Source organism: Chitinophaga agri, assembly GCF_010093065.1.
In the GTDB taxonomy this organism is placed as follows: Bacteria; Bacteroidota; Bacteroidia; order Chitinophagales; family Chitinophagaceae; genus Chitinophaga; species Chitinophaga agri.
On sequence record NZ_CP048113.1, the window covers coordinates 2771458 to 2790853 of the forward strand.

Genomic DNA, 19396 nt, shown 5'->3' on the forward strand with positions numbered 1-19396 from the left:
GCAATTCTTTTAAACAGTTATAATTATGAAACAAGTTGTGTTATTATTTAGCCTGATCACAATGATGGCAGTGACGGCAAATGCACAAAGAAGGGGCAATTCCGGATCTTTTGGTTATGAAAATGCTGTAGGTCTGAGAGTGAACCCATGGCTCGTAGGCGGTACCATTAAGCACTTCTTCACAGGTCCCCATGCGATTGAAGGTTTGATAACAACGAATGTTAGTAACAGAAGAAACGTAACCTTCACCGGCCTGTATGAATACCATATCGCTCCATTCCCTAAACCAGAATTTCACCTGTACTTCGGTGGTGGTGCACACGTGGGTATCTATGACCGTCGTGACTACAACTATGACGATTACTGGAGACATGGTGATGGTACTTACGTAACAGCTGGTCTGGACGGTATCGTAGGTCTGGAATACAAATTCAAGAAAATTCCGTTACTGGTGAGCGCTGACCTGAAGCCTTACTTCAACTTCAACGGTGGTACCCACTTCGTTGGAGAAGAAATTGGTGGTGCATCTGTTAGATACACATTCTAAGCGATCGACTGAACAATAAACAATATTAGAGCGACCATACCGTAATACGGTGTGGTCGTTTTTTTTTTGCTTATATTTATAAGCTATGCCCTCAGGCACATCGTCACCATGAAAATATTCACAGCACAGCAGATCCGTGAAGCAGATGCTTACACGATCTCTCAAACGCCCATCAGCAGCCTTGATCTCATGGAGAAGGCAGCCATTGCCTGCACGGCATGGATCTGTCGCCATTACAGCGAGGATACACCGGTATATATCTTCTGCGGAATGGGCAATAACGGAGGTGACGGACTGGCCATTACCCGCCTGCTGCGTAACAGAGGGTACGACGCCCATGCATATGTGTTACACCATAGTTCCAAAACATCTGCGGACCATACAGCGAACCGGCAGGCATTGCAGCAGCAATATCCATCTGCTATTCATGATATACCGGAAAATGGGTTGTTACCCCGTCCTGACGCACATGCCCTGATCATAGATGCCATTCTGGGAACAGGGCTCAGTCGTCCGGCAGAAGGCTGGACCGCTGCCATCATCGATCAGCTGAATGAACTCAAAGCTGCCCATCATATCGTTGCGATCGATATTCCTTCCGGTTTACAGGCAGATGCTTCTTCTCTTCACACGCCTGTCATCAAAGCAGATCAGACACTTAGTTTCGAGTTTTATAAACTGGCATTCCTGTTACCTGAAAATGCAGGTTATGTAGGGGAAATATGTATACTTCCGATAGATCTTTCCCCGGATTATATTGCGCAAACCCCTTCCCGTTTTAATATCACCGATACCGTCCAGATAAAGAACATTTACCGTCCGCGCAAACCATTTTCGCATAAAGGCACTTTCGGACATGCACTGTTAATAGCAGGGAGCGAAGGCAAGATCGGCGCCGCCGTACTCAGCGCAAAGGCGTGTCTGCGTGCAGGCGTGGGACTGCTGTCGTGCCATATTCCCAAATGCGGCTATGAGATCATGCAGATCTCAGCACCAGGGGCGATGTGTTTCATTGATGACCAGAAAGACCACAGCTCCAGTTTCCACAATCATATTCCTAACGCGGCGGCAGCAGCAAAGTATAAGACCATTGGTATTGGTCCTGGTCTCGGTACAGCTGCCGGCACCTGCTGGGCATTCGAAAAACTGCTGGACCACTATCAGCAGCCCATGGTTATAGACGCTGATGCCCTGAATATACTGGGTGGGTCTCCTGCCCTGCTGGATAAAGTGCCTGCAGGTTCTATCCTGACACCACATCCGAAAGAGTTTGAAAGACTGTTCGGCAAAACGGCCAATGATATGGAGCGGCTGCAGGTGTTATCAGATCATGCTGTTAAGAGACACCTGCACATCCTGCTGAAAGGCCGCTACACGGCAATGGCCTTTCCTGATGGCTCCATCTGGTTCAACACGACCGGCAACCCGGGTATGGCGACCGGGGGCAGTGGCGATGTACTCACGGGTATACTCACTTCGCTGCTGGCGCAGGGTTATCCACCGGAAGAGGCGATGTTAATGGGCGTATGGCTGCATGGGCGCTCCGGCGACCACGCAGCAGCAGAATGCTCAGAAGAAGCCATGATAGCGGAAGATATTGTTGAGTTCCTCGGAAAGAGCTTTCTGCAGCTGCGTAAGGACCACTCCTGTTAGCCCATTTTCACCCCATTTATGGCATCAAATCCCCATCATTAATAATCGATAAAAGGTTATATTTATAGAATTGTAAAAACCACGTATATGAATATCGTTTACCTCGTTCCTTGTTTTGGACTACTAGCTTTGCTATTTACCGCTATCCGAAGTTCCTGGGTATCCCGCCAGGACGCCGGCAATGAAAAAATGAAAGAAATTGCCCAGTATATTGCAGAAGGAGCAATGGCATTTCTCAAAGCCGAATATAAGATCCTTACCTATTTTGTAATTATAGCCGCACTGCTGCTAGGCTATATGGGCGCTACAAATCACAACTCTGACTGGACAATTGCCATCGCCTTTATTATAGGCGCAGTTTTCTCTGCCACCGCAGGTTTTATCGGAATGAAGATAGCAACCAAAGCGAATGTACGCACTGCACAGGCGGCGCGTACGAGTCTTTCCAACGCACTGAAAGTGTCCTTTACAGGAGGTTCCGTGATGGGAATGGGTGTAGCCGGTCTCGCCGTACTCGGACTTGGCGGATTGTTTATCATCCTGAAAGCGTATTTCGGCGCCAACGCCAATACAGAAGAAATGATCAGGACGATCGAAGTACTGACCGGCTTCTCTCTTGGCGCAGAAAGCATTGCCCTGTTCGCACGTGTAGGCGGTGGTATTTATACGAAGGCAGCGGATGTCGGTGCTGACCTGGTAGGCAAGGTAGAAGCCGGCATTCCCGAAGACGATCCGCGTAACCCTGCTACGATCGCGGATAACGTAGGCGATAACGTGGGTGATGTGGCTGGTATGGGGGCTGACCTGTTCGGTTCGTATGTGGCAACAGTACTGGCTACCATGGTATTAGGCAGTGAGATCATTTCCAATGATAATTTCGGCGGCGTAGCCCCTATTATCCTGCCAATGCTGATCGCAGGTATCGGTATTGTATTTTCCATCATCGCTACCTTATTCGTAAGAATATCTGACAACGCCGGATTGAACACAGGTGTGGTGCAAAGAGCACTGAATATGGGCAACTGGGGATCTATCATCCTCTCCGCTATTGCGAGTGCTGCCCTGGTATATTATATCCTGCCAGCGGAAGCGATCTACCTGAAACGCGACTTCGTAGAAGGCACCAGCGAACTGAAAGCCGGTAGCAAAGCCATTACACAGAACGGCGTAGTGGGCGCCATCGTTGTTGGTCTGGCCGTGGGTACGCTGATGAGCCTCATCACGGAATATTATACAGCAATGGGTAAACGTCCTGTGCTGTCTATTATACGTCAGTCTTCGACAGGTCACGCGACGAACGTGATCGCTGGTCTGGCGGTAGGTATGGAATCGACCCTGCTGCCGATCATCGTACTGGCCGCCGGTATCTACGGTTCTTTTGCCTGTGCAGGTTTGTACGGTGTGGCCATCGCCGCAGCAGGTATGATGGCCACTACAGCGATGCAGCTGGCTATTGATGCCTTTGGTCCTATCGCAGATAATGCAGGCGGCATCGCGGAAATGAGCGAGTTACCTAAAGAAGTACGTGAAAAAACCGATATCCTAGACGCCGTAGGTAATACCACAGCGGCTACGGGAAAAGGCTTTGCGATCGCTTCCGCAGCACTGACAGCCCTGGCGCTGTTTGCAGCATTCGTAGGCGTGGCACGTATCAATGGTATTGATATTTACCACGCAGATGTGCTGGCAGGCCTGTTCGTTGGCGCCATGATCCCGTTCATCTTCTCCTCCCTGGCCATCCGTGCTGTGGGGGAAGCAGCAATGAGCATGGTGGAGGAAGTACGCCGTCAGTTCAAGGAAATACCAGGTATCATGGAAGGTACTGGTAAACCAGAATATGATAAATGTGTGGCCATCTCCACGCAGGCATCCATCAGAAAGATGATGCTGCCGGGAAGTATTGCGATCATCTCCCCTATTGCCGTAGGTTTCATCTTCGGCCCTGAGGTACTGGGCGGATTCCTGGCAGGAGCGACCGTGAGTGGTGTGTTGATGGGTATGTTCCAGAATAATGCCGGTGGCGCCTGGGATAATGCTAAAAAGTCCTTCGAAAAAGGCGTTGAGATCAAAGGCCAGATCTACTATAAAAAATCAGAGCCACACAAAGCGTCTGTAACCGGCGACACCGTGGGCGATCCGTTCAAGGATACTTCCGGCCCGTCTATGAATATCCTGATCAAACTGATGTCTATCGTATCACTGGTAATTGCTCCTACACTGGCGGAATTACATGGTACTGCACCGAAGGTGGCGGTTAAAAAAGCGCCAGCTACCGAGCAGGTAACACAGGCAAAAACAGCAGCTGCTGTACTGGCCAAAAAATAGAATAATCTACTCACATAAGTAAAGGGTGTTCCGCTGCGGCGGAACACCCTTTACATTTTTATCTCACCGGAGCCGGGTATATTCGCCAGTTACCACTGGTGCACATTCGGTTTAGTAAGTATAAACAGCTACTAAACCGGTACCCGACTGAGTTCGTCTATGCAGGCAGGCTGAATACTATTTTATCTTGCTGGGACTTACCCCAAATTTCTTTTTGAAAGCGATGCTGAAGTGCTGCACGGAAGAGAAGCCCAGTTCATCTGCTATTTCGGTCATAGAAGATTGCTGGCGCAGGATCATTTTTCTGGCATATTCCATCCGGTGGTCATTGAGGTAACCAAATACGGTATTATCAAAAAGCTGACGGAAGCCATTTTTTAGTTTGAACTCGTTCAGTCCTGCCATTTTGGACAGTACAGCCAGAGAAGGAGGCGTGTGCATACTTTTCAGCAGCAGGTCCCGGGCATAGTACAACTTCTCTTTTTCAGCAGCTGATATTTGTTGCACCGAACTACGTATCTGTTCTGTACGTTCATACTGTTCGCATTGCAGGGCAAGTAATTCTAGTACTTTGGATTGCAGGAACAGCTTCTTTATACCTCCGGTGAACTGGCACCGGCGTATTTCTTCCAGTACCATCATCATGCGGGTCGTGATGGGCGGATTGTTCTTTCTGTTCAGATATATCATCCTGTCACCGGCGACCTTGTCAGCCAGCTGGTCGAGGACCCTGCCGTTATTGACTGCCAGTTCGAGAAAACGTTCCTTTGAAAAACTCAGGGATATCATTTCAAAATTCCGCTGTTTCTCCACATCCGTGTTTTCTGCAATAGTAGGATTATAGAACAGGTTATGTTCCAATGACTTGTAACGACGTTTGGCAAAGTCGCCCAGTTCCATTCCCGGACCTGTCTCAAATTCGCCGTTCAGTACAAACATTAACGATATAGTAGAGATATGTTCTGTAGTAGTGATGTGGAGGTTCTCGTATACATTGGCGCCTCCGATAGCTATATGATAGCCGTCGAAATAGATCTCCTGGAAATCGCCATCAGCAAAATTTAAGTTCAGCGACTGTACATCTTCTATCAGAGAAGGGGAACGCAGCTTTTCCAGCGGAAATTCCTGCTGGTCAGTATAGATTATTTCGCTGGCGTCATTTCTGATCTGGATGTCCATAAAAATCCTTTAAATATAAATTTTAATCCTTTTCGTGTAACAGTTATACGGACAGAGACCCTCACTTTTGCACAAAAATATTCCATAACATTTAATAATAATAGTCATGGTGGTCGGAATATTCCGTACAAATATATGTACACAACAGGACAAGCATACGATTATAAAGGCGATACGGGCTCATTTTAATATCAACGACTGCACCATTGATACTGAGGACTGTGATAAAGTCATGCGTATAATACCAGGACCATTGCCTTTAGCAGAGAACGATGTCATTCTATTCATCCGTAGCATGGGTTTCCATTGTGAGATACTGGACTAAATTATCCAGTTTTAAAAAATACGTATTTACCACATAGGGGTGATCTTATATCTTCTCGTCATATATGCGTAAACAAAAAATGTTATAGCCACCTATCCGCTATTAAACAATTACAAGTACCTTATATGAAGACGAGATTACTTATGCTGCTGGGCGTATGCCTGCTGCTTATGCAGGTAACCTATGTACATGCACAACAAAAATATACTGTAAGCGGTTACGTAAAAGACCAGCAAAACGGCGAAAGCCTGATCGGGATCTCTGTATCCAAATCGGGCACCAGTCTGGGTACAGTGACCAATGAATATGGTTTTTATTCCCTGACGCTCCCTGCTGGCGATCATGATATACAGTTCTCCTATATTGGCTATGCGCCCACCAAAATGCACGTTTCCCTGAAGGGCAATAAAACCCTGGATATTAAACTGGAGAAGTCGAGCAGTCAGCTGAGCACTGTTACAGTAACGGGTAACAAGCAGGAGAAAGCGGTCAATACACTTACCACAAGTCTGAACAGGCTGGACATCGCACAGATGAAGAAGATGCCTACGTTTATGGGGGAAGTGGATGTACTGCGTTCTATTCAGACATTACCAGGTGTGAACACGGTAGGTGAAGGCGCCAGTGGCTTCAACGTACGTGGTGGAGCTGCTGATGAGAACCTGATCCTGCTGGATGAAGCCCCTGTATATAACTCGACCCACATGCTGGGTTTCTTCTCCGTATTCAACCCGGATGCAGTAAAAAGTATCAATCTGATTAAAGGCGGTTTTCCGGCCGAATACGGCGGTCGTACCTCTTCAGTACTTGACATACGCATGAAGGACGGAAACAACCAGAAATTCAACGTAAATGGCGGTATCAGCAATGTATTCAGCCGACTGTCCCTGGAAGGCCCGATCAAGAAGGATGAATCTTCCTTTATCATCGCCGCCCGCCGTTCTTATATCGACATCCTGATGAAGCCATTCCTGAAGGGCGATATGAAAGATACCAAGCTGAATTTCTATGACCTGACAGGTAAGGTGAACTTCAAGCTGAATAAGAACAATACGCTGTTTGCCAGTGGTTATCTCGGCCGTGATGTATTTGGTTTCGGAACACAGGTGAATATGAACTGGGGGAATAAAACAGCGACGGTACGCTGGAACCACGTGTTCACCAACAAGACCTTCCTGAACCTGACCACCTTCTACAGCAACTACGATTACAGTCTCGACTTCAACAATGAAAGTGATAAAGGCGCCGGCGAGGCCAGCCAGCGTTATAAATGGACATCCAACATCATCAACTATGGTGTAAAGCCAGCCTTCACTTATTACATCAATACACAGAACAGTGTGCATTTCGGTCTGCAGGGTATCTACTATACTTTCAAACCAGGTACAGGTACGGGTATCGAAGGCGATGAAACTTCCGTGAAGCAGTTGACACAGCAACATGGTCTGGAAGCTGCGGCTTATTTAGATCACGAGTGGAAACCAAGCAGTAAGTTCGGTGTACAGTACGGTGTGCGTTTATCTTCCTATCAATACCTGGGTAAGGGTACTGCCTACTACTACAATGATACGACACCGGGCATCCGCAGAACACTGACCGGTACAAAGGAATACGGTGCTAATGAAGTGATCAAGGCGTATGCTTATCTTGAGCCAAGAGCAACAGCCCGCTATGCGATATCGCCTAACCATGCGCTGAAAGCTTCCTATGCACGTACCACACAGTTCATGCACCAGTTGTCCAATACCGCCTCTCCCACCCCGCTGGATATCTGGACACCGAGCACCAACAATATCAAACCGCAGGTAGCTGACCAGTATACCCTCGGATATGTGTACGACGCGCCTTCGAATGTATTTGAGATCTCTGCAGAAGCATTTTACAAAAACATGGAGAATCAACTGGACTATATAGACAATGCAAACCTCCAGCTGAATCAGCAGATAGAGGGAGACCTCCTGCAGTCACACAGTCGCTCTTACGGTCTGGAACTGATGGCTAAAAAGGAATTAGGTAAAACAACAGGCTGGATCAGCTATACATTGTCCCGCTCTGAAAGACAGACCACAGGTATCAGCAAGGATGAATGGTTCCTGAACCGCTACGACCGTACACACAACCTGAACCTGGTTGTAACTCGCGAATTATCAAAACGCACATCTCTTTCTGCCAACTGGGTATATGCGTCAGGTACACCAGCCACCTTTGCTGACAGCCGGCTGGAGTTCCAGGACTGGGATATTCCGTACAACAGTACTGACAAGCGTAACAACTACAGACTGCCTTCTTTCCACCGTCTGGACATGTCGCTGACTGTAAAGGGTAAACAACTGAAACGCTGGAAAGGTGAATGGGTATTTTCCCTGTATAACGTATACGGACGCAGGAATGCCTACACGATCTACTTCAGGCAGAATGAAGACGATGCATCCAAGAAAGAAGCAGTACGCCTGTCTATCATTGGTTCAATCATCCCAGGCATCACCTACAATTTCATATTCTAACATCCTTTAAACACAATACAGATGAAAAAGATCAGACTCGGCATATTACTGGCGATAGCAGCAGCCTTTACTGCCTGCGAGGATGTGGTAGATCTCGATATACAAAAAGGCACCTCCTATCCGGTGCTGGATGCATGGATCACTACTGAACCAGGTGTACAGAAGATCAGGTTCACCAAATCACTGCCTTACACAGATCAGACGCCGGCGCCGGTTATAGGAGATGCCGTGATCACGCTACTGGATGAGACAGCGAATAAATCATACCTGTTCACATTTAAGGATGGATACTATAACTATGATCCGGGAGATAATGAAACAGTAGGCGTAATAGGACATGCGTACAGACTGAGAGTAGAATATAATACTGAAGTATTTGAAGCGGTGGACACGATTAAAAGGATCACACCGATCGATTCCATCTCATACGAGTATCAGACAAAGGAAGAGAATTTTGTATCTGAAGATGGTTATGTAGCGAAGTTTCATGCGAAGGACATTGAAGGAGGCGTGGATTATTACTGGATGCGTTCCTACATAAATGACCTGCAGCATAAGGTGGGCGATGCGTTCTCCGTGGATGGATATTTTGATCAGAGTGTGAAAGATGGCGCGTCATTCATTCTGCCGATACAGGAAGCCGTGACGGACTTCGACAAGCCATTCCAGAAAGGTGAAAAGGTGATCGTAAAACTGCGCTCTCTTACCTATCAGAGTCATTTCTTCCTGACACAGGTAGAGGAACAGCTATACTCCGGCGGCCTGTTTGCCAAAGTGCTGGAAAACGTAAAATGTAATGCCATCAATGTAACACCAGGTGGTGGTAAATCCAGGATACTGGGCTTTTTCGGCACCTCGGCCGTAAGTAGCAAAGAACGCATAATAGAGTAATTTCTCAACTAATATAGCCGGTCATGGGCAAGCATCATGGCCGGCATCTTCCAAACAATCTTAAGCTAAATTTTATGAAAAAGATCTTATCAGCGCTGCTGGTGCTTGTTGCACAGCAGGCGTGGGCACAGCATGCCACAACTGAAACATTATTCTCTTCCAAAAAAGGTAAGACAACAATAGGCGCATATGGCGTCCCTGCAGCTAAATTTACACCCATTGATGGTAAATTTGGATTGCTGACAGGCGGATATGGCGGGGTATTACTGAATGGTAAGATCATGCTGGGAGCAGGCGCTTACTCCCTGGTGAATAATGTGGAAATGCCGGTAGTGAACACAGGTGGTTACAAGGAATATGTCAACCTCTGGTACACCGGTTTTGTAGCGGAATATATTCACAATTCCGACAAACTGGTACACTGGACAGCCGGCACTCTCTTAGGTGGCGGAGGCGTGGGACGCCGGGAGAAATGGGGCAGTGACTGGGATGATCACAACAATATAAGTGATGCCAGTGGATTCTTTGTCGCAGAACCATTCGCGAACATTGAGGTGAATATCACGAAGTTCCTCCGTCTGGATATTGGTGCATCTTACCGTTACATTGCAGGTTCCAATACCATCGGTATCACTGACAGCAAATTAAGCGGCCCATCTGTACATGTAGGGCTGAAAGCAGGTAAATTCTAAAGAAGCTTACCAATAATCAATGTTTTCTGAAAGGCATATTTGTCCATCTTGCTGAACGATTTCATGCAGATGGGCAAAATGCCTTTCTCAATTAATTGAAAGTCCGGTACAACCCCGAATAAAGAAATATTTATTGTCTTATATGAAGACACTTACAGTAATGCAATTCCTAATTTTTTAAAAAAACTCCCCCACAGATTTGGCAATTACGAAAACTATCGTACATTTGTTTACGAAGATATTCGTAGATCAATAATCATTGAAAATAAATGAGTACCGCTAAAAATTATAAGCCTACAGAAAGTGAACTGGAGATCCTGAGTATATTATGGGAGAAGGGCACAGGTACAGTGAGGGATGTGCACGAGATATTAGAAAAGAACAAGGACGCCGGCTATACAACCACCCTTAAACTAATGCAGATCATGCATGAGAAAGGGCTGTTAAAAAGGGATACCAGCAGCAAGACACATGTCTATGAAGCTGCCATTTCCCAGGAAAGCACACAGCAACAGTTACTGAACAAGATGATAGATACGGTGTTTAATGGATCAGCGACCCAGCTGGTCATGCAGGCACTGGGTAATCACCGCTCTTCACAGGAAGAGCTGGATAAGATCAAGCAGTATCTGAATGAGATAGAGCAACAACAGAAAAAGTAAACCCGGCGCTCCGGCGCAACTAATACCACTATCATGACTGCACAACTCCCCTTCACTGCAGATCTGATCCAGGCCTTCGGCTGGGCACTTCTGCATTCTTTCTGGCAGGGCTTCTTCATCTTTGCCTGTTTACGTCTTGTGCTGTACCTGTGGCCACAGGCGGGAGCTAACATCAAATATAACCTGTCTTACATTTCACTGGCAGGCATATTTACCTGGTTTTCGGTCACACTATGGCAGCAGATCGAGGCAGTCAGGAAGGTGCACGCGGCAGCACAAATCATGATAGAGACGGGCGTCCGGCAGACTGGTGCGATAGCTGTACCAGAGATCTACAGAAGTCAGTCGCAACTGACTATACTGTTCCCTACACTTGAAATGTGGCTTCCTGTCCTGGTCGCTATCTATGTGGCCGGCGTGGCAGTGATGACCATCAAATTAACGGCTGACCTGCTGCAACTACAGCAGATCAGAAAGAAGCAGGTGTTCCCTATTGATGAAATATGGGCGCATCATCTGGACAAACTGAAAACTCAGCTGCGCATTCCCCGTAAGGTCAAACTGCTGATCTCTCAGTACATACAGGTACCGGTGATGATAGGTTTTCTGAAACCTGTTATCCTGATGCCGGCCGCCATGTTCAACAATCTCACAGCAGAACAGCTGGAAGCGATCCTGGTACATGAACTGGCGCATATCAAACGCAATGATTATCTACTGAATATCTTCCAATCCATCGTTGAAACCATTCTGTTTTTTAATCCTTTTATCTGGTGGATCTCCAAGAACATCCGCCTGGAAAGGGAACACTGCTGCGACGATATTGTGCTGAAACATCAGGTACAACCGTTGCATTATGCCAAAGCCCTGGTAGCATTGGAAGAATACCGGTTAACAGTCAATGCACTGGCCATGGCGGCGGCAGACAACAAACAACATTTATTTCACCGCATCAAACGCATCATGGAAATGAAAACTAAAAACATCAATTATACGCAAAAATTACTGGCTGTCATGATCATTGCAGTTGGTCTTGTATCCATTGCCTGGTTAAACCCGCCACGCAAAGAAGAAAAAGCTGAAAAGAAGGAGGCCACAAAAGAGAACGTTTTATCTTCACCTGTAAAAAGCGTGGCCGGCACCCCTATCCTCTCGCATGTTGTCAACATCACCCGCTTCCTGCGTGACACTGTGCCAGCTGATAAAAACGACAAAGAAACAGCCAGAGAGCGTGCCAGGGCACAGCTGGAAATTGCCAACGCCAGTATGGAAGCCGCGAATGCCGGCATGGAAGCTGCCAAAAAAGCCATGGAACAGATTGACTGGAACAAGATGAACGCAGATGTGGCCAACGCCATGAAGAACGTTGATTTTAACAAGATCAACGAGGAAGTGAATAAGGCAATGAAAAATATTGACTGGAACCAGATCAATACGGAAGTGACCACTGCCCTGAAAAATATCAACTGGGATGAAGTAAATGATGACATCAAAAAAGAGCTGAAAAATGCCGAAGGTCAGGTAGACCCTAAAGTCATCCAGGAAAGCGTTCGCATAGGCATAGAAAGTGCCAGAACCGCCCTGTCAGCCCTTAACTCCGATGAAGTGCGTAAGAGCATGGAAGAGGCTAAAAACGCCGTAAACAGCGAGGAGTTTAAAAAAGCAATGGACAACGCCCGCCAGGAAATAGAAAAAGCCAAACAGGAGATCAAACAGTCGCAGAAACAGATCAAAAAACAGATCGTCATCAAGAATAAAAATGGTGTGATCGAAAAAACAGAGATGGATGAGGAAAATGGAAGGATTGACGAGTCCTCTTCTGCAAAATATAAAAATATGATCAAACAGATGGCTGATGATAAACTGATCGATACAGATAAGGCATATACCATCGAAAAGAAAAATAATGTACTGACCATAAATGGCGTACGTCAGTCAGACGATGTACTGAAGAAATACGCCGATGTTATTGGTAAAGCCGACGAATTGACTATCAAAGGCAAAAAAGGCAGCCTGAATATCAACGTGAACGAACATTAACCTTACTTTTTCCGCCATTATATTGCGCTACTGCCGTTCATACAGCAGTAGCGCTTTTTTTAGGGCTTTACCCCTTATCTTTAGGTATCAAACCTCACCAGACATATGAGAATATCCGTTACATTATTGGCGCTGGTTTTTACCATGCACAGCCAGGCACAGGAGATAAAAACATTAGAAGAGATCAAGATCACCAGGAATAACCCCTATACTCCTGTAAAAGATCAGGCGAATACGGGCACCTGCTGGTGTTTTTCCACCACTTCTATGATAGAGTCGGAAGGTCTGCATGACGGTCAGCCGGCACTGGACCTCTCCGAAATGTTCACTGTACGTAATATCTACCTGGAGAAAGCGGAAAACTATATCCATAGACAGGGGTATACCCGATTTGATGAAGGTGGCCTGGGACATGACGTACTGCATGCAGTCAGCGTGTATGGTATTGTGCCGGAAACAGTATACAGTGGCCTTGTGGCCGGCCGTATTTCGCATGATCATGCAGATATGGTGACTGAACTGAGAACCTATCTTGACAGCGTCCTGAAGGCTAAAAAGCCTATTTCTGCTGACTGGAAAACGGGCTTTGTTGCCATCATGGATAAACACCTGGGCGCCCCGCCGGCGACTTTTAACTATAAGGGACACTCCTATACGCCTAAAACCTTTGCTAAGGAGGTCGTGAAATTCGATGCGGACGACTATGTGAGCCTTACTTCCTTTACACACCATCCGTTTTACAGTCCTTTTGTAGTGGAAGTGCCTGACAATGTATCCAACGGTGCATATTACAATGTACCGCTGAATGAAATGATCAGCATCGCAAAGAACGCGGTAGAAAAAGGATATACTGTGCTATGGGACGCGGATGTCAGCAACCGCGGCTTCCTGGTAGGTAAAGGGTATGCATTGCGTCCGGTGGAAGATTCTTCCATGCGCAGCAGTGTTATTAATCCTGATGTGGAAGAGAAAGCTTATTCTCAGGAAGAACGTCAGCAGTTATTTGACGGACTGATCACCCAGGATGATCACCTCATGCATATCACAGGTATAGGCAAGACCGGAAAGGGAAAGGAATTCTTCATTGTTAAGAACTCATACGGTAGTAAGGCTGGCCCTTTTGACGGATTTATCAAGGTGTCTATTCCTTATTTTGCGATCAATACTATTACGATCATCGTTCCGAAAGCCGCGCTGGAGAAATCTTTGAGTGGAAAGCTGGCGGTGAAGTAACCAGGATATTAACATTTATACCATTAAAAAGGGCAGCCAGGTGAATGTACCTGACTGCCCTTTTTAATGGTAGTTTGTTTGAGGGAAATCTTAGCTTGAGTGCTTTATGATAAGATGGATAACTGGATTACTGTATCAACGTATTACTTCAAATGCCTGATAATGCTGTAATGGTGCGACTGTGATAACCAGCTCTGTCACTTTAGCGAAAGCAGGCCCCTGCCGGCACCATGCGATGAAAGATTCCATTTTATGCTCCTCTCCTTCGGCCATTATAAATACATTGCCGTCGGGTAGATTCTTCACCTGGCCGGTAATACCGAGATCGTCTGCGGTACGCTTAGCACTTGCTCTGAAGTATACGCCCTGAACTTTTCCTTTTACCAGGATCTCTTTGTGTATTTTTTCCATATTGACGCGTTGATGCTGGGTAAGTAATACAAATCAACCTCAGTCGTTACCTACCAAAACTACAAACAGCCCGGTAAAAGGAAAAATTAAATTGAATAGAGCGGTTAACAAACAGGGGATAAAAGCCGATAAGAACAAGTATATATGCAATCCGTTATGCAGCATAGTTGAACAGGTTAACTTCCTGCTGAACAGCCTCATCACCGAATATAAATTCCTTTACAAGCTCATAATTTCCACCGATTGCCGGCTTACGTAACAGCATGAAGCTTTTACACTGGAAGCTGCGTACAAAGACCTGATTGGAAAAATGGTCGAATACACGATCGAATTCAGGTGTTGTAATGGCCCTGGCAATAGTAATATGCGGCTTAAACGTTCCCGGCTTTATATCAAACTCATGGAGTATTCGCTTATGCAGCTCAACGAGGGGTTTGGGATTGGCTACATTGACATAAATAGTACGTTTGTCGGGCCCATGTTCAAAATGGTCAAACTTTGAAGTATACAGCGTGAAGCCTGATTGCCGTTTGGCAATTTCATCCAGCATATGAACGAAATCTTCCTGAAATCTTTCAGGGAAAACAGATCTGAAAAGACTGATATGCGCGTTAGAAAAGCGACTTCCATACATGCCCAGCTCCTGGGCTACTAATTTCTTTAACGTGGCTACATCGTTAGCAATATGAGTTCCCGGGCTTACTACCAACAGGTAATCATACTCCTGTTCAAATGCAATGTTGTTATTTGTATGCATAACCAAGTAGTTTTAGAATTAAGATGTACTGGTTACTTGAATATTGACATTACAAATATAGGAAACCCTGATTAGAATACTAATATTTTTAGCATTTTAATACTAAATATTTTTGCTTTTATGATTAAAACATTGACAATAAGCCTATTATAATTAGCAGAACATGTTCTAACTGCATCATTTTCTTAGCATTTTACTATCCCGTTCACATGTTCTCCTGAGAAAAACGTGTTTTTAAGCACAAAAAAAACGGACCGGTAAGCTACCAGTCCGTTTATGTAATCAATTTACTATGGATTTATCCCAGATGACTAACGATAGCCAGGAAGTCAGCAGCTACCAGAGATGCCCCCCCGATCAGACCACCATCAACGTCAGGACAAGCGAACAGTTCAGCTGCGTTAGAAGGTTTTGCACTGCCACCGTACTGGATAGTCAGGCGTAATGCAGCTTCTCTGCCATATTTAGCAGCAACCTGTGCTCTGATAAACGCGTGCATATCCTGTGCCTGAGCAGCGCTTGCTGTCAGACCTGTACCGATAGCCCAGATTGGTTCGTATGCGATAACAACATCTTTCAGTTGCTCTTCGGTCAGGTGGAACAGGCTTTCTTCGAGCTGTTTTGCTACATAGTCGTTCTGTGTTTCTGCCTTTCTGATCTCCAGCGGCTCTCCACAACAGAAGATCGGCTTCAGGCCATTTGCCAGTGCCAGATCAACTTTCTTTGCCAGGACAGCGTTGGATTCCTGGAAATATTCTCTTCTTTCCGAGTGGCCCAGGATCACATAGTCAACACCAATAGAGCTCAGCATTTCAGCAGATACTTCACCGGTATATGCACCAGATTTTTCAGATGCACAGTTCTGCGCAGCCAGGTAAAAACCAGGCGTATTTTTCAGTAATGCCTTTGCTTTCAACAGGTATGGAAAAGGCGTGGCCAGTACCACTTCCTGTCCATCTTTCAAACGCAGGCCAGCCTGCAGAATGTCATTGATCAGCTGTTCTGCCTGTCCGATGGTCAGGTTCATTTTCCAGTTTCCAGCAACGATTTTTTTTCTCATGTCTATCGCTATATTGATTTTAAAAAGTGTTGTTAATCGTCCGCGAACTTGGCAAACAGAAATTCAAGTATCTGCTTGTCCGTCTCTGTCATTTGTTGTCCTTTGAACTGCATCCAGGTTTCGATGTCGCGTAGTGCCTGTTCTATCCGGTAGCGTTCTACTTTATCCGCCCCCCCCCATGAAAAAGAGGGTACAAATTTAGGAGGGAAACCAGCTCCGAATATATTACAGGAAGCACCGATCACGGTACCCGTATTCAGCAGGGAACCAATGCCGCACCGGCTATAGTCCCCCATCAGTAAGCCACATTTGGTACCGGCAGCTTCCGCGCTGTTCAGTGCTTCCACCCATACCCTTACTGTACTGCCATTATTCTTCAAATTAGAACAGGTGGCATTAGCACCCAGGTTGCACCATTCTCCGATCACCGCATCACCCAGATAACCATCATGTCCTTTATTGGAATATCCGAACATCACCACATTCTTGATCTCTCCTCCGCCGACACTACCAGGCCCCAGTGTAGCGGCTCCGTATACCTTCGTGCCCATTTTCAGCACGGCCTTCTCTCCCATTGCCAGCGGTCCTCTTACGAGACACCCTTCCATGATCTCTGCGTTCCGGCCAATATAAATAGGGCCGGTCGCTGCATTCAGGATGCTATGCGATACGACTGCTCCTTCTTCCAGAAAAATATCTGCCGCATTAGTGATCTTATTGGTATCACTGAGTGGAGCAGACGTACGACCGGCAGTCAGCAGTGCAAAATCACTACGGATCGCCTTGTCGTTTAACAGAAAGAAGTCCCAGGGCTTCCTGACAACAGATATTTCGCCAAGATACTCTTTTCGTTCTATAGGTGCTGCATCCGGATCACTTCCTGCTGTCACTTTCGCCAGTAATTCCTGTTCTTTGTAGAGAGACTGACCAGGTTGCAATGCAGCAATAGCCTGTAACAGCGCCTCATTGGGCAGCACATTGCCCCGGATCATGACTGCCGGTCTGGTCTCATCTTTTTTAATCGGATATTTCTGTTGTAAGTATGGAACAGTGAGGTGACTGGTGGGGGCATTCAGCCAGCGTTCCCATTTTTCCTGGATGGTCAGTATACCAATACGGCAGGCTGCCACCGGTCTTGTGTGAGTGAAGGGATATAACAACTCTCGTGCGGGTGTGTCAAAAAGAATGTAATTCCGCTCCATAGGGATAAAAATAAAAAATCCCACCGAAAAGCCGATGGGATTCTTGAAAATATTTTAGCTGCCTGATTAGGCTTTCTTAGCGTAACGCTTGTTGAACTTGTCGATACGACCTGCTGTATCCACCAATACGTTTTTACCAGTATAGAACGGGTGAGAAGTATTGGAAATTTCCAGCTTAATTACCGGATACTCGTTGCCATCTTCCCAGGTGATAGTTTCCTTAGAAGGAGCGGTAGAACGGCTTAAAAATGTAGTACCGTTAGACATATCTTTGAATACTACAAATCTGTAGCTTTCTGGATGGATTCCCTGTTTCATCTGAATTTGTTAATTTTCTTTTTGTTACCAGATGCAACCCCGCATATTCATTCTTCGTAATGCATGATGAATGCCATGCTTGGTTTCATACCAATATTATTAGACAGGTTGCAAAGGTAAAATATTTTTTATAAAAACAACACATGAAGGCTAAAAATTTTAGCTCTTCATATTTACATACTGGAATGGAATACCTAAGTTCGCTTCTTTTACCTTCTGTATAACTTCCTGTAAATCATCTATTTTTTTACCTGTTACCCGCACAATATCGTCCATAATGGCCGCCTGTACCTTCAGACCGGCATCTTTGATCAGCTTCACAATTTTCTTGGCATCTTCCTGTTTGATCCCATTTCTTACAGGAACGTCTTTTTTTACCACCTTACCGCTCTGGTAATGTTCCTTGCTCAGGTCGAAGATGTTACCATCCAGCCCCTGTCTCATCGTACGGCTGATCAATACATCTATTACCTGATCCAGTTTCATATCGCTGTCTACTTCTATAACCAGTGCCAGGTCCTTTTTATTCAATTCTATACTTACATGCGAATCTTTAAAGTCGTACCTGTTGGTAATTTCCTTTTTCACGGTGTTTACCGCATTATCAAGTGTCTGTGTATCCACTTTGCTAACAATATCAAAGGATGGCATGTTGAAATATTTTATATCTGTTAATTACTTAAGGGCTACAAATATAGATCATTACTTGCTAGTAATAAAAAACCCCGGGACAATACCCGGGGTACGTCAACGGAATGCCTTCCGGTAACAGGCTGCATTGTATTCTGCTACAAGCAGCCAACAACTATCTTTATTCGATCCTGGAGATCTTGGCTGAGCCGGAAGAACTCTGATTGATCACGGGTGTTCCTTTGTACCGCACCTTCGCCATACCCGATACTGCTACATTCAGTTTCTTGTCTGCCGCGATATCCAGCTTACCGGTACCAGAAATATTCACCTCCGCATTAGATGCCTGCAGGTCCAGGGCTTCTACATCCGCCGTACCTGATATGTCGTATTTCGTAGCGGGAATATTTCCTTTCAGATTCAGTTTGGCAGTGCCTGATACGCTCACGTCCAGGTTACTGGCCTTCAGGTCGATGGCTGTATTCGAAGAACCGCTGAAGGAAAACTTCACATCGTTACCTTTCAGCTGACCTTTACTGTAGAAACCACCGTTTCCACTTGATTTCAGTTCTTCCAGCTGATCGATCGTCACATAAATATTGATCGTTTTTGTAGGCCTGATATCGTATCCTTTTTTGGTCTGGATCTCCAGATCATTTCCTCTCACCTTTGTTTCGATCAGCGGTAACAGGTTATCATCTGCCTCGATCCTGATATCGCTTTTAGCGCCAGGCGTGATATATACATTGTAGGAACCGGACGTAATGATACTTCTGAACTGCCCCTGATCACGGGATTCAGATCTGATATTACCGCTACCGGTTACCTTTTCATTGTTAATTTTAATTGTAAAGGCTGACGCTGCGAACGTGAACAGCACTAGTGATACTGGCAACAGCCAGTGTAAACGTAATGTTTTCATACATGAGATTTAACGATGAAGGATGTTATATAATCGATCCGTATT

Annotated in this window: 17 protein-coding genes; 9 read left to right on the plus strand and 8 right to left on the minus strand. The window is 45.8% G+C overall.

Going from position 1 to position 19396, the window contains the following annotated elements; translation table 11 throughout:
- The first annotated feature begins 25 nt into the window (after positions 1-25).
- The 3 genes from GWR21_RS10750 to GWR21_RS10760 all read left to right on the plus strand — a co-directional run bounded on the left by GWR21_RS10750 (position 26) and on the right by GWR21_RS10760 (position 4525).
- Positions 26-547, plus strand: coding sequence for a hypothetical protein (locus GWR21_RS10750; protein WP_162331745.1), 522 nt, complete (start codon positions 26-28; stop codon positions 545-547).
- Positions 548-655: 108 nt separating this feature from the next.
- Positions 656-2200, plus strand: a complete 1545-nt coding sequence (locus GWR21_RS10755; protein ID WP_162331746.1) for an NAD(P)H-hydrate dehydratase — start codon at positions 656-658, stop codon at positions 2198-2200.
- 87 nt (positions 2201-2287) lie between these two features.
- Positions 2288-4525, plus strand: a complete 2238-nt coding sequence (locus tag GWR21_RS10760) for a sodium-translocating pyrophosphatase (RefSeq protein WP_162331747.1) — start codon at positions 2288-2290, stop codon at positions 4523-4525.
- Positions 4526-4702: 177 nt separating this feature from the next.
- Here the strand turns inward: GWR21_RS10760 and GWR21_RS10765 are convergent, their stop codons facing one another.
- Positions 4703-5704: a helix-turn-helix transcriptional regulator gene (locus tag GWR21_RS10765; RefSeq protein ID WP_162331748.1), complete on the minus strand. Its 1002-nt coding sequence runs from the start codon at positions 5702-5704 to the stop codon at positions 4703-4705.
- Between the two features lie 450 nt (positions 5705-6154).
- Between GWR21_RS10765 and GWR21_RS10770 the strand changes: the two genes are divergently transcribed.
- The 6 genes from GWR21_RS10770 to GWR21_RS10795 all read left to right on the plus strand — a co-directional run bounded on the left by GWR21_RS10770 (position 6155) and on the right by GWR21_RS10795 (position 14051).
- The gene (locus tag GWR21_RS10770; RefSeq protein ID WP_162331749.1) at positions 6155-8533 is read left to right on the plus strand and encodes a TonB-dependent receptor; all 2379 of its coding nucleotides are present in this window, start codon (positions 6155-6157) and stop codon (positions 8531-8533) included.
- Positions 8534-8554: 21 nt separating this feature from the next.
- A complete protein-coding gene (locus GWR21_RS10775; protein ID WP_162331750.1) occupies positions 8555-9424 on the plus strand; it encodes a DUF4249 domain-containing protein in 870 nt (289 codons plus the stop codon).
- 74 nt (positions 9425-9498) lie between these two features.
- Entirely contained in the window at positions 9499-10116 is a 618-nt protein-coding gene (locus tag GWR21_RS10780) for a hypothetical protein (protein WP_162331751.1), read from the plus strand.
- 269 nt (positions 10117-10385) lie between these two features.
- Positions 10386-10778: a BlaI/MecI/CopY family transcriptional regulator gene (locus tag GWR21_RS10785; protein WP_162331752.1), complete on the plus strand. Its 393-nt coding sequence runs from the start codon at positions 10386-10388 to the stop codon at positions 10776-10778.
- Between the two features lie 33 nt (positions 10779-10811).
- Positions 10812-12818: a M56 family metallopeptidase gene (locus GWR21_RS10790; RefSeq protein WP_162331753.1), complete on the plus strand. Its 2007-nt coding sequence runs from the start codon at positions 10812-10814 to the stop codon at positions 12816-12818.
- 105 nt (positions 12819-12923) lie between these two features.
- Entirely contained in the window at positions 12924-14051 is a 1128-nt protein-coding gene (locus GWR21_RS10795; RefSeq protein ID WP_162331754.1) for a C1 family peptidase, read from the plus strand.
- 135 nt (positions 14052-14186) lie between these two features.
- Here the strand turns inward: GWR21_RS10795 and GWR21_RS10800 are convergent, their stop codons facing one another.
- The 7 genes from GWR21_RS10800 to GWR21_RS10830 form a co-directional block, all read right to left on the minus strand.
- A complete protein-coding gene (locus GWR21_RS10800) occupies positions 14187-14462 on the minus strand; it encodes an acylphosphatase (protein ID WP_162331755.1) in 276 nt (91 codons plus the stop codon).
- A gap of 154 nt (positions 14463-14616) precedes the next feature.
- Positions 14617-15219, minus strand: a complete 603-nt coding sequence (locus GWR21_RS10805) for a 2'-5' RNA ligase family protein (protein ID WP_162331756.1) — start codon at positions 15217-15219, stop codon at positions 14617-14619.
- Positions 15220-15517: 298 nt separating this feature from the next.
- On the minus strand, positions 15518-16279 hold the full coding sequence (gene tpiA / locus GWR21_RS10810; protein WP_162331757.1) for a triose-phosphate isomerase: 762 nt from the start codon (positions 16277-16279) through the stop codon (positions 15518-15520).
- 32 nt (positions 16280-16311) lie between these two features.
- Positions 16312-17481, minus strand: coding sequence for a putative sugar nucleotidyl transferase (locus tag GWR21_RS10815; RefSeq protein ID WP_162331758.1), 1170 nt, complete (start codon positions 17479-17481; stop codon positions 16312-16314).
- A gap of 66 nt (positions 17482-17547) precedes the next feature.
- On the minus strand, positions 17548-17799 hold the full coding sequence (locus GWR21_RS10820) for a type B 50S ribosomal protein L31 (RefSeq protein ID WP_162331759.1): 252 nt from the start codon (positions 17797-17799) through the stop codon (positions 17548-17550).
- A gap of 159 nt (positions 17800-17958) precedes the next feature.
- A complete protein-coding gene (locus GWR21_RS10825; RefSeq protein WP_162331760.1) occupies positions 17959-18450 on the minus strand; it encodes a YajQ family cyclic di-GMP-binding protein in 492 nt (163 codons plus the stop codon).
- Between the two features lie 160 nt (positions 18451-18610).
- Positions 18611-19351, minus strand: coding sequence for a head GIN domain-containing protein (locus tag GWR21_RS10830; RefSeq protein WP_162331761.1), 741 nt, complete (start codon positions 19349-19351; stop codon positions 18611-18613).
- Positions 19352-19396 lie beyond the last annotated feature (45 nt).

Bases quoted from the DNA above. Each gene is read 5' to 3' on its own strand.
- GWR21_RS10755 (WP_162331746.1), top strand. From the start codon at position 656: ATGAAAATATTCACAGCACAGCAGATCCGTGAAGCAGATGCTTACACG.
- GWR21_RS10775 (WP_162331750.1), top strand. From the start codon at position 8,555: ATGAAAAAGATCAGACTCGGCATATTACTGGCGATAGCAGCAGCCTTT.
- GWR21_RS10765 (WP_162331748.1), bottom strand. From the start codon at position 5,704: ATGGACATCCAGATCAGAAATGACGCCAGCGAAATAATCTATACTGAC.
- GWR21_RS10750 (WP_162331745.1), top strand. From the start codon at position 26: ATGAAACAAGTTGTGTTATTATTTAGCCTGATCACAATGATGGCAGTG.
- GWR21_RS10800 (WP_162331755.1), bottom strand. From the start codon at position 14,462: ATGGAAAAAATACACAAAGAGATCCTGGTAAAAGGAAAAGTTCAGGGC.
- GWR21_RS10760 (WP_162331747.1), top strand. From the start codon at position 2,288: ATGAATATCGTTTACCTCGTTCCTTGTTTTGGACTACTAGCTTTGCTA.
- GWR21_RS10805 (WP_162331756.1), bottom strand. From the start codon at position 15,219: ATGCATACAAATAACAACATTGCATTTGAACAGGAGTATGATTACCTG.
- GWR21_RS10780 (WP_162331751.1), top strand. From the start codon at position 9,499: ATGAAAAAGATCTTATCAGCGCTGCTGGTGCTTGTTGCACAGCAGGCG.
- GWR21_RS10785 (WP_162331752.1), top strand. From the start codon at position 10,386: ATGAGTACCGCTAAAAATTATAAGCCTACAGAAAGTGAACTGGAGATC.
- GWR21_RS10815 (WP_162331758.1), bottom strand. From the start codon at position 17,481: ATGGAGCGGAATTACATTCTTTTTGACACACCCGCACGAGAGTTGTTA.
- GWR21_RS10790 (WP_162331753.1), top strand. From the start codon at position 10,812: ATGACTGCACAACTCCCCTTCACTGCAGATCTGATCCAGGCCTTCGGC.
- GWR21_RS10770 (WP_162331749.1), top strand. From the start codon at position 6,155: ATGAAGACGAGATTACTTATGCTGCTGGGCGTATGCCTGCTGCTTATG.
- tpiA (WP_162331757.1), bottom strand. From the start codon at position 16,279: ATGAGAAAAAAAATCGTTGCTGGAAACTGGAAAATGAACCTGACCATC.
- GWR21_RS10830 (WP_162331761.1), bottom strand. From the start codon at position 19,351: ATGAAAACATTACGTTTACACTGGCTGTTGCCAGTATCACTAGTGCTG.
- GWR21_RS10795 (WP_162331754.1), top strand. From the start codon at position 12,924: ATGAGAATATCCGTTACATTATTGGCGCTGGTTTTTACCATGCACAGC.
- GWR21_RS10820 (WP_162331759.1), bottom strand. From the start codon at position 17,799: ATGAAACAGGGAATCCATCCAGAAAGCTACAGATTTGTAGTATTCAAA.
- GWR21_RS10825 (WP_162331760.1), bottom strand. From the start codon at position 18,450: ATGCCATCCTTTGATATTGTTAGCAAAGTGGATACACAGACACTTGAT.